This is a genomic window from uncultured Lutibacter sp. (assembly GCF_937891065.1).
Classification (GTDB): Bacteria; Bacteroidota; Bacteroidia; order Flavobacteriales; family Flavobacteriaceae; genus Lutibacter.
On sequence record NZ_CALAEQ010000233.1, the window covers coordinates 1 to 11,034 of the forward strand.

The 11,034-nt window shown below is 28.6% G+C and carries 12 protein-coding genes; 7 read left to right on the forward strand and 5 right to left on the reverse strand.

Annotated features, from left to right (window positions below):
- The 3 genes from pepT to Q0352_RS12680 form a co-directional block, all read right to left on the reverse strand.
- Nucleotides 1-581, reverse strand: a 581-nt coding sequence (gene pepT / locus Q0352_RS12670; RefSeq protein WP_299528015.1) for a tripeptide aminopeptidase PepT, incomplete at its 3' end; no start/stop codon positions are given.
- 63 nt (nt 582-644) lie between these two features.
- The gene (locus tag Q0352_RS12675; RefSeq protein ID WP_299528016.1) at nt 645-1,202 is read right to left on the reverse strand and encodes a hypothetical protein; all 558 of its coding nucleotides are present in this window, start codon (nt 1,200-1,202) and stop codon (nt 645-647) included.
- Between the two features lie 13 nt (nt 1,203-1,215).
- Nucleotides 1,216-2,253 (reverse strand): oxidoreductase, encoded by a 1,038-nt coding sequence (locus tag Q0352_RS12680; RefSeq protein WP_299528017.1) that lies wholly within the window; start codon nt 2,251-2,253, stop codon nt 1,216-1,218.
- Between the two features lie 47 nt (nt 2,254-2,300).
- On the opposite strand from Q0352_RS12680, the gene Q0352_RS12685 reads away from it, so the two are divergent.
- Nucleotides 2,301-3,221 (forward strand): patatin-like phospholipase family protein, encoded by a 921-nt coding sequence (locus tag Q0352_RS12685; protein WP_299528018.1) that lies wholly within the window; start codon nt 2,301-2,303, stop codon nt 3,219-3,221.
- 52 nt (nt 3,222-3,273) lie between these two features.
- On the opposite strand, the gene Q0352_RS12690 is transcribed toward Q0352_RS12685, so the two are convergent.
- Nucleotides 3,274-4,743, reverse strand: a complete 1,470-nt coding sequence (locus tag Q0352_RS12690; protein ID WP_299528019.1) for a S41 family peptidase — start codon at nt 4,741-4,743, stop codon at nt 3,274-3,276.
- 142 nt (nt 4,744-4,885) lie between these two features.
- Between Q0352_RS12690 and Q0352_RS12695 the strand changes: the two genes are divergently transcribed.
- From Q0352_RS12695 to Q0352_RS12715, 5 genes are all read left to right on the forward strand, one after another.
- The gene (locus tag Q0352_RS12695) at nt 4,886-5,395 is read left to right on the forward strand and encodes a sigma-70 family RNA polymerase sigma factor (protein ID WP_299528021.1); all 510 of its coding nucleotides are present in this window, start codon (nt 4,886-4,888) and stop codon (nt 5,393-5,395) included.
- On the forward strand, nt 5,382-5,807 hold the full coding sequence (locus tag Q0352_RS12700) for a hypothetical protein (protein WP_299528023.1): 426 nt from the start codon (nt 5,382-5,384) through the stop codon (nt 5,805-5,807). Before Q0352_RS12695 ends, Q0352_RS12700 begins: the two co-directional genes overlap by 14 nt.
- Before the next feature lie 4 nt (nt 5,808-5,811).
- Nucleotides 5,812-6,327 (forward strand): DUF4252 domain-containing protein, encoded by a 516-nt coding sequence (locus Q0352_RS12705; RefSeq protein WP_299528025.1) that lies wholly within the window; start codon nt 5,812-5,814, stop codon nt 6,325-6,327.
- A gap of 13 nt (nt 6,328-6,340) precedes the next feature.
- Complete coding sequence (locus tag Q0352_RS12710; protein WP_299528027.1) at nt 6,341-6,889, forward strand: DUF4252 domain-containing protein; 549 nt, start codon at nt 6,341-6,343, stop codon at nt 6,887-6,889.
- A 123-nt stretch (nt 6,890-7,012) separates the two neighbouring features.
- Nucleotides 7,013-9,448, forward strand: a complete 2,436-nt coding sequence (locus Q0352_RS12715) for a M1 family metallopeptidase (protein ID WP_299528029.1) — start codon at nt 7,013-7,015, stop codon at nt 9,446-9,448.
- Nucleotides 9,449-9,502: 54 nt separating this feature from the next.
- Here Q0352_RS12715 and Q0352_RS12720 read toward each other — a convergent pair whose 3' ends face one another.
- The gene (locus tag Q0352_RS12720; protein ID WP_299528031.1) at nt 9,503-9,904 is read right to left on the reverse strand and encodes a helix-turn-helix transcriptional regulator; all 402 of its coding nucleotides are present in this window, start codon (nt 9,902-9,904) and stop codon (nt 9,503-9,505) included.
- A gap of 352 nt (nt 9,905-10,256) precedes the next feature.
- Here Q0352_RS12720 and Q0352_RS12725 point away from each other — a divergent pair.
- The coding region (locus Q0352_RS12725; RefSeq protein ID WP_299528033.1) for a M14 family zinc carboxypeptidase at nt 10,257-11,034 on the forward strand (778 nt) is incomplete at its 3' end.

The window sequence follows — 11,034 nt, forward strand, 5'->3', positions numbered from 1 at the left end:
GCCCATTCTGCTCCAAATTTTTCAACATCAAACATGTGAGCTCCTTTTCCAACTTCTTCATCAGGAGTAAAGCCAATTCTAATTTTACCGTGCTTAATTTCAGGATGGTTTATTAAATATTCCATCGCTGAAACTATTTCTGTAATACCCGCTTTATCATCAGCTCCTAATAGGGTAGTACCATCAGTTGTAATTAGTGTTTGCCCTTTATACAGTAATAAATCATCAAAATAACTTGGAGATAAAACAATGTTTTGTTCTTTGTTTAAAACAATGTCTTTTCCATCGTAATTTGGGTGAAATTGAGGTTTTACATTTGTTCCTGTATAATCAGGACTAGTATCCATATGTGCAATAAAGCCAATAGTTGGAACTTTAAAATCTACATTAGAAGGAAGTGTTGCCATAATGTAACAATTAGCGTCTAATGTTACATCTTTCATTCCAATTTCATTTAATTCTTCAACCAAAACATGAGCTAAATCCCATTGTTTTTTGGTGCTTGGAAAATCAGGATTATTATCATCTGATTGTGTGTCTATTTTAACATATTTAACGAAACGATCTATTATTTTTTGCATTTTATATAAATTTTTAGCAAAAGTAAGTATTCAATTGAGGATTTACAATCTATATGTCTTAAATTATTGCAAAAATTCAATTTTTTCAAGTATTGAAATAGTTTCACAAATTCGTTCATTTATATTGTTATCTCCATAAATTTCAGAATACCCATTAAAATAAGAGTTTTCAGAGAGTTTTGCTGTTAAATTAAATTTGTGGTAAGTAAATCCGTTTTTAATTCCTTTTGCAACATACCAAGAAGCTGGCTTTGATTGAAATGAATGTTTCCCAGAGTTTATTATTTCTAAGTTATTATGTGTTAAAATTGAATCTGTTTTCTTGTAAAAATTAGCATCAATATTTAGAACTCCAAAATTGAATGAAGTTCCTAAAATAAATGTTTCTGTTAATTGTTTAAGAGTATCTGCTGCAAAAATTTCAGATTCAAATTCACTAAAGTATAATGTTGTTTTCCAATTGTTTGAAATAGTTAATTTAAAGTTTTTATTGAAATCTGTTATTACTTTTGGATTATCAATTTTTGAATTATTGCAAGCAAATTCTTTATGTAATACCGATGAATTAGAGCAACTTAAAACTAGGAATATAAGTACTATAAAACTAAAAATATTTTTCATTTCAAATAGCATTTTAATTGATAACCATTTTTGCAATAATTTCATTTCCTGAAAGCCAAGCTACATTTTTTGATGCAAATCTGATGGCGTAAAAACCTTCATCGCTAACTTTATCCCAATTTACACCAGAGTTATTAGAGTAAAAAATGCCGCTGGTTGATACTGCTAAAACTTCTTTCCCATCTGTATCAGGAACATATTGTACACAACTTACATAATTAGGTTCCATATTTTCTGCAACTACTTCCCAGGTTTTACCACCATCATTGGTAATTGCTTTATTGGCATAATTACCAAATTTATCAGTATAATCTCCACCACAAATAATTCCTTGTGTTTCACTATAAAAATCAACTGTGTATATTCCGGTAGTACTTTTTCCTTGAATAATTGGTGTATTGTACACATTCCAAGTTAAACCCATATCAGAAGTATGAAAAATACGTGCCTTTATACCTCCTGTAACAACCCAAGCATTTTCACCTACAATAGCAATATTAGTGTTACTTGCTGCAAAAGCGGCTTCACCATCTTTAATTTTTGGTAAATCTTTACAATCCATTTTTCCCCAAGAATTTCCACCATCACGAGTAATTAAAATAGACAAACAATCATCAGTTGGATCGCCAATGGCAATTCCATTAAGCGCATCGAAAAATTTCATACAGTCGTAAAAAACTTTTTCGTGTTCTTCTTTGTACACAATATCAATAATATTGTTTTGATATTTATAAAGTAGAGCAGGATTACCAACACTTAAAGCGTAAAATGACTCTTTTGTGTAGGCCAAAGCTCTAAAATGCGGCACAATAGTATCTGTTATGATTTTTTGAATTGCTTTTAATTTACCAGAAGCTGTAACAATTCCTATATCACCAACAGAACCAGCATAAACTACAGTTGAATCATTAATAATTTCGATGGCACGAATACTAGTGCTATCCATTTTAAACTTTTCTATTGAAATAGTAATGACTTCACGAGGCTTGTAATCTTTTTTACAAGAAATAATACTAATTAAGATGATAAAACACGTTGTAATTCTATTCATTTTTAATAATTTTATGCGACTAAATTAAATAAAACAATGATAGGTTTATGAAAAAAGCATTAGTTATTTCGGGAGGAGGAAGCAAAGGTGCTTTTGCAGGTGGTGTTGTAGAACATTTAATGAAAGATAAGCAGCAAAAATATGATATTTTTATAGGTTCTTCTACAGGAAGTTTAATGGTTTCGCATTTAGCATTAGGAATGGTAGATGAATTAAAAGTTATATATACATCTGTAAATCAGAGTACTATATTTAGCAATAATCCATTTGTAATAAGAAAAGTACACGGAGAAAAAGTAATAAGTATCAATCATCTTAATACTTTATGGAATTTTATAAAAGGAAAAAAAACTTTTGGAGAAAGTAAAAATTTACTGAAACTTATAAAAAGGAGTGTTAGTGAGGAGATGTATACTAAAATAAAAGAAGAGCAAAAGGATGTTGTTGTAGCGGTTTCAAACATAACTTCTAATGAAGTTGAATATAAATCTATAAATGATTGTACATATATTGACTTTTGTGAATGGATATGGGGATCTTGTAATTATGTTCCTTTTATGAGTTTGCTAGTTAAAAACGGATATCACTACGCCGATGGAGGTTTTGGAAGTTTAGTTCCTATAAGAGAAGCTATTTTACGTGGAGCCAAGGAAATTGATGTTATTATTTTAGAAACAGAAGTATCACAAGTAAATAGGGTGCCCTCTAAGAATCCATTTTCATTGCTATTTGATGTTTTTGATTTTATGTTAGGGCGCATTGAAAGTCATAATATTACAATAGGAAAATTATGTGCAAGCCATAAAGATGTAAAACTAAATTTATATTATACACCAACAGTATTAACAACAAATTCTTTAGTTTTTAACAAAAAATTGATGGCAAAATGGTGGGAAGATGGCTATAAGTATGCTAAGAATAAAGTAGATGATGATTCTATGATTGAATATAGACCTAATTTAAAATAAAAAGAGGCGTTTATTAAAACACCCCTTTTATAACAAAAATACTGTATCTAACTTATTGATTAAAAAATGTAGCATCAATATACATTTCTTTTTCAAATTTGTTTTCTAATTCAGTTACATTAATTGACTTACGACTTTTATATTTAGAAATACGTTCACTTTTACCGGTAAGCCCTCTAATGTCATCTAAAGCAGCTTTTAAAACAACTTCATTTTCATCTCCAAAAGGTAAAATTGCATTCCAAAAATCATCTTCTACAACTTCAATATCCATATTAAAACCATGAGTATAGTCACTTTGCCCCGATTTATTATAGATCTGAAAAACAATTGGTTGCATAGCATTTAAATGATCAGGGTTTGCACTTCCAATATTTGTATATTCTGAACTTGGAGAATCATAAAGTGTAATTGAGCCTACATTTTTACCATAGGTTGTAGTTCCAATAAGTTTAACTGGAATAAACGGTCTTAAACCATTAATAATCATTTCACTTGCTGAAGCAGTACTTGATGATGTTATAACATACAATTGGTTGATTGTTGTTAACCTATTAATGCTTTCTTCACCAGTTCTATCTCCTTTCACATCATAAACATCTAAAGTATTATCAAAATAATAGTAGCCATTTTCATTAGGATGTTTACTGTTAAATTTTAATTCAGCAAAAATATCACTACCAGAATTATTATATATCATACTTGCTAAATAAGCTGAAGTTAAAACAGAACCACCACCATTTAATCTTAAATCCAATATCAACTCATCAATTCCTTCACTTTGAAAATAAGAAAAGGCAGCATTTAATTCGTCGTTGTAGGAAGATCGGAAAGAATTATAAACCAAATACCCTACTTTTTTACCATTAACATCATTAAAAACCGTTTTAAAATATACTGGATTTTCAGACAATTCAGTTGCTGTAATCGTTTTATGCTCAATAGTAATGAACACTCCTGCATTTTCAGAAACAAATGTTAGGGTAATTGATTCATTAGAAAATTTACCAACTTCAGAATTAAAATTATTTTGGTTCAACGTTGTTCCATCAATACCTCTAATAATATCTCCTCGTTTAATCCCTGCATTATCTGCAGCTGAATTTGGAGCAACATATCTCACATACAATATAGCATCATTATTATTCTCTAAAAAAACACCCTTTAAACGTAACCCAAAAGAAGTTGTGATTCCTTGAAATGCATTATTTTGTTCTATATAATCTTCAACAAACCATGAAAACCTGTCTGTGTTTCCAGGATCAAATAATAAACTTTCAAATAAACTTTCAGGAGTTGTGTATCCATTTAAATAAGAAACATAATCAGCTTGATTGCTGTCTTTAGTGTCAGCTAAGTTTTCTACACTTGACTGCCAATTGTACCAAGAATTCATACCTTTCCATACAAAATCTTGAATTTCAACATTTTGAGGAATTAAGATATTATCATTTTTTGTGCAACTTAAAACTCCAATTGCTAAAACCAAACAAATAGAGAAGTAGAAACTTACTTTTTTCATATTTTAAAATTTATATTTATCCTTAATTTAAGTCGCAAGATATTAATTTTTATAACATTTTATAAAGCGACTGTAACAAAAACGAAATATGTTCGTCATAATTGTAACAGCAGATAAAAAAAGTTGTTAAACCAAACTTAAAATGAAGCAGTCTGAATTTTTAAATACGGTAATGCCCTTTAAAGATAAGGTGTTCAGAGTAGCAAAACGAATTCTAGTATCTACTGAAGAAGCTGAAGATGCTACACAGGAATTGCTTTTTAAGTTATGGAGAAATAAAGAAAAATTAAAAGATTACAAAAGTATTGAAGCGTTTGCAATGACAATGACAAAGAATTATTGTTTTGACAGATTAAAATCGAAGCAAGCGAGCAATTTAAGCTTAATACATAGTAATTATAGAGAAAAAGGAACGTCTTTAGATAGACGTATGGAACTTAATGACAGTGTAAGTAAAGTTCATAAATTAATTGAAAACTTACCAGAGCAACAAAAATTAATAATACAGCTTAGAGATATTGAAGAATATGAGTTTGATGAAATTGCAGAAATGCTAAATATGAATCCAACTGCTATTAGAGTAACTTTATCAAGAGCACGAAAAACAATTAGAGAACAATTAACAAAACAACACAATTATGGAATTAGCTAACATAGAAAAGTTGTTGGAAAAATATGAAAATGCAGAAACTACAATTGCAGAAGAGAAAGCGTTGAAAAACTACTTTTCTAAAGGTAATGTAGCTCCACATTTAGAAGAATACCAAGCGTTATTCGGATATTTTTCAACTAGTAAAAATGAGCGATTTACAAAAACCATACAATTAAACAGTCAAAAGAAGAGTTGGAAATGGTTATCTGTAGCAGCTTCAGTAGTATTACTAGTAAGTGTTTACAATGGATATGAAAATATTCAACAAAGAAAAGCTGAAAAAGTTTATGCAGAAACTATTGGTGCATTAGAATTGCTTTCAGCAAATTTAAACAAAGGAAATGTTGCTATAGCACAATTGCAACGTTTTGAAGACACAACAAACAAAATTTTTAAACAACCTAAAAAGTAAAAAAATGAAAAAAATAATATTTTTAATCGCAATCGTAATTTTCCCATTATCAAATTACGCCCAAACTTCAATTTTCGATAAGTTTGAAGATATGGATGATGTTACAACAGTAGTAGTAACCCAAGAAGCATTTAAAATGCTTGCCAAATTTAAAAGTGGTGGAGAAGAAGGTGCTGAATATTTTGATATGGTAAAAGGTCTAAATTCTTTTAGAGTTTTTACAACAGAAAATTCTGAGATATCGAAACAAATGAGTGATGTAGTTTCTAAATACTTAAAATCTGAAAAACTTACTGAACTAATGCGTGTAAAAGACAAAGACACTAAAGTAAAAATATACGTGAAAAGTGGTAAAGATGATGACCATGTAAGTGAATTATTGATGTATGTAAGTGGTATTGAAAAATATAACGACCAGATAAAAGCTGAATCTGTGATTTTATCTTTAACAGGAGATATAGATTTAAATAAAATATCTAAACTTACTGAAGCTCATATTCCAAGTAGTGGTATTAAATAAAAAAAATAATAAAATGAGAAAATTTCTAAAAATTTCAGGATTGGTTATTGCTGTAGCTTTAATAACAATTGCTTGTGATACCAATCCGTCATTACAAAAGTATTATGTAGACAGTAAAGAAAATAGTGAATTTATCTCTATTGATTTACCTTCAAGCATATTACAATTAAAAGACACTGAAGTTTCTGATGACGTTAAAAAAACTTTAGAAACAATTAAAAAAGTTAACTTTTTAGCTTTACAGTTAAATGAAACTAACAAAGAATTATACAATTCAGAAAAAGAAAAAGTAAAAATCATACTTAAAAATCCAAAATACAAGCAATTAATGCGAATGAATTTAGGAAATGGAAATGTAAGTGTTAATTACTTGGGAGAAGAAGACGCTATAGATGAAGTTGTGATTTTTGGTTCAGATAGCGAAAAAGGGTTTGCAGTTGTTAGAGTTATAGGAGAAAAAATGAATCCAGCTGATATTCTAAAATTAACTCAAGAATTAAAAATGGATGAAGATTCAGGTCAATTAAAACAACTTGAAGGTTTATTAAGTAGTCTAAAATAAATTTTCAAAAAATATTTATAATAAATTAAAGCCATACTGTAACTAGTATGGCTTTTTAACTATCTATTAACTACTTAAAACAATTAAAATAGTACTTTTGAAGCCTTAAATTATATACTTCGAATGAAAAATTTATTATTTGCACTTACAGTACTATTTTCAGTATTCATAAATGCTCAAGAAAAAGAATACAGAGGTGAAAGAGAGAAAATTAATAATTTAGTTCATACTAAATTAAAGGTTGATTTCAATTTTAAAGACAGCCAAATGAATGGTGAAGCCTGGGTTACCTTAACACCCCATTTTTATGCAACCAATAAAGTTGTTTTAGATGCAAAAGCTTTTAAAATTCATGAAATAAAAATAAACAACAAAATAGCACCTTATAATTATTCAGATAATCAAATAATTATTGAACTTGATAAATCATATAAAAAAGGTGAAGAATACACCGTTTATATAAAATATATAGCTAAACCTGAAGAAGTTAAACAAAAAGGAAGTACAGTTATTACTGATGCTAAGGGTCTATATTTTATAGATCCCAAAGAAGAAGATCCTACTAAACCTACACAAATATGGACACAAGGAGAAACAGAAGCCAGTAGCTGTTGGTTTCCTACAATAGATTCACCAAACCAAAAAACAACACAAGAAATTTATATGACGGTTCCTTCAAAGTTTGTAACACTTTCAAATGGAACTTTAAAAAGCCAGACAACTAATAGCAACGGAACTAGAACGGATTATTGGAAACAAGATCAAAAACACGCACCTTATTTGTTTTTTATGGGAGTTGGTGATTTTAGCATTGTAAAAGATACGTGGAATGGTTTAGATGTAGATTATTATGTAGAACCCGAATATGAAAATGTTGCAAAAGATATTTTTGGATTAACCCCAGAAATGATGACTTTCTTTTCTGAAATAACTGGCGTACCCTATGTTTGGGACAAGTATAGCCAAATGGTTGTAAGAGATTATGTTAGTGGTGCCATGGAAAATACTACAGCGGTTGTTCATGGAGAAGATGCACAACAGAAAAAAGGACAATTAATTGATAATAATGAATGGGAAGAAACCATTGCACATGAATTATTTCATCATTGGTTTGGAGATTTGGTCACAACAGAAAGTTGGTCTAATTTAACAGTTAACGAATCATTTGCAACCTACAGTGTTTATTTATGGTACGAGTATAAATATGGTAATGACAAAGCTAATGCTCATATGCATGATGATATAAAAGTGTATTTAGACAGTCAAAGTGAGGATAAAGATTTAGTTCGTTTTTTCTATGAAGACAAAGAACATATGTTCGATCCTGTAAGCTATCACAAGGGAAATTCGATTTTACATATGCTAAGAAATTATTTAGGTGATGATGCCTTTTTTCAAGGTATAAACACTTATTTAACCGAACATAAGTTTGGTACCGCAGAAGCTCATGAATTACGTTTAGCGTTTGAAAAGGTAAGTGGTAAAGATTTAAATTGGTTTTTCAACCAATGGTATTTTGGAAATGGACATATTAAGTTAAATGTAACTTACGATTATAATACAATTAATAGAACGGTAACGGTGAACCTCAATCAACTTGGTAAGGTATTTCAATTTCCATTAACAATTGATATTTATGAAGAAAACCGAAAATTAAGTCATGATGTTTGGGTTGATAGTAAACAAAATTCATTTACATTTCCTATCAATAAATTACCTAAACTTATAAATATTGATGCGAAACATGTGCTCTTAGCTGAAATTACAGATAAAAAGACACTTGAAAACTATATTTATCAATACAACAATGCACCACATTATTTAGATAGAAGAGTCGCTATTGAAGAAATTGCAAAGCAACAAACAGATAAAGAAGCATTTAGTACGTTAATAAAAGCTTTGGATGATCCTTATTACGAATTGAGAATTCTAGCGTTAGAAAATATTGATTTATTTCAAAAGTATTATAAAAAAGAAGCCATCGCTAAAATAGAAAAACTAGCACAATTTGATGAAAAAACATTGGTAAAAGCGGCAGCATTAAATGTTTTAGGAAAACTTGTTGAACCAATTTATAAACCACTCTTTGAAAGAGGAATGAATAGTGAATCATACGCTATTACAGGTAGTTCACTAACGTCACTTTATCAAATAGATAAACAAGCTACATTAACAAAAGTAAACAGTTTAAATGATGATATAAAAGAGCATTTATCTGATGCTATCACCAACGTTTACATAAGTGAGCAAGACAAAACGAAGTTGCCATTTATAGCTAAACACGTTTTAAAAGGAATGTTTTTATCTGAGAATAAAAGAACTCAACAACTTTATTCTGAAGCTTTTAAATGGATTTCAGAAAGCGATAATAAAGAAGCAATATCAAATCTTACAAACGATTTTGTTAAATTAGGATTACAATACAAAAAATATAATTTTGATAAAATGGCTGTTAATATGATAAATCAACTTGTTTATGCACAACAACAATCTAACAATAGCAATAAAGAGGAATTAATATTAATTTTGAAAACAGGAATGGCTAAGCTAATTGAATAAAAATATTTACCGGACAATTGAAAAGGTTTTTGAGAAATATCAAAAGCCTTTTTTTTATGGTTTATAATTCTTAAAAGTACCATTCTTATAAAAAATTACAATGCGCTCTATATCGTCTTCCATTTTTTCTGGTGGATTTGTAGCCTTAGTAATCTCAGCAATTTCTTTAACAACTATATCATTTTCATTTGATGAAAATAGGGTTGGAGTAGATTCTGTAATTTTAGATTCTTTAGGAAATTTACCAACACCATTTAACAGCCAGTATAACTCAACTTCAGGAAAAGCTTTTAATACCTTTAAAACAAAATCTAAGCTAGGTTTATTTCTTCCAGAAAGTATATGAGAAATGCTAGAGCGTTGCACATCAATTTTTTCAGCAAGCGAAGCTGCCGAAGTTTCATAATAATCAATGATTATTTTAAGCCGTTTTGCAAATTCTTCAATGTTTACCATTGTAAATTATATTTTATTTACAAATGTAACTTTTTAAATATAAACCAGCAAAAATAAGTTATAAATCAGTCTATAAAGTTTGTTTTTATTTAAATAATAGATTTATATAAATAGGCGTAACTAATTAAAATGCAGTTATTTATATTTTATGAATAAATTTATCCTATACTCACTTAAATTAACAGAAATATACAAGAGTATATGTATAAATATTGGTTACAATTGTATAAGAATTTAGTTATTCACTCGTTTACATTTGTAAATTAATTATTGTTTACAATTGTAACATGAATAATTGAATAGAAGTTTAATAAAAATCCTTTTCTTTATTAAAAATAATTATTTTTGCTTTATGGATTTTATAAGCATCAACATATTAGAGGACTGGTATTCTTTAAACTTCGAAAAACGATTAAAAGGCAGACGTATCTTATTTTCAGATATACTTCCTATAATTGAAAATCTATCATCAAAATTCAATAAAAAAATTATTGGGTATTCTGAAAATAATATCCCCATTTATAAAATTTCAATTGGTAAAGGAAAAACAAAAGTTCTTTCATGGTCTCAAATGCATGGAAACGAAAGCACTGGAACAAAGGCTTTATTTGATTTATTTAATTTTTTTGCAAGTAATGATTCTGAAGTTAAAATTGTTACAAATCAAATTCTGAATAATTGCACTTTAGAATTCATAGTAATGCTTAATCCTGATGGGGCAATAAATTTCACAAGAGAAAACGCTCATAATATTGATTTAAATAGAGATGCTGTTGAAAAAACAGCTGTTGAGAGCAGAATATTGAGAGAAACTTTAGATAATTTTAAACCTAAATTTTGTTTTAATTTACATGACCAACGTTCTATTTTTAATGTAGAAGGAACTAAGAATCCAGCTACTATATCTTTTTTAGCTCCTTCTGAAGATGTTGAAAGAACGTTAACTTATGGAAGAATAGAAACAATGAGTGTAATTGTTGCAATGAATAATTTGCTTCAAAAAATAATACCTAATCATATTGGAAGATATACCGATGAATTTTATCCAACAGCAACAGGTGATAATTTTCAAAAACTGGGTTATAACACCATATTAATTGAAGCTGGACATTATAAGAATGATTATGACA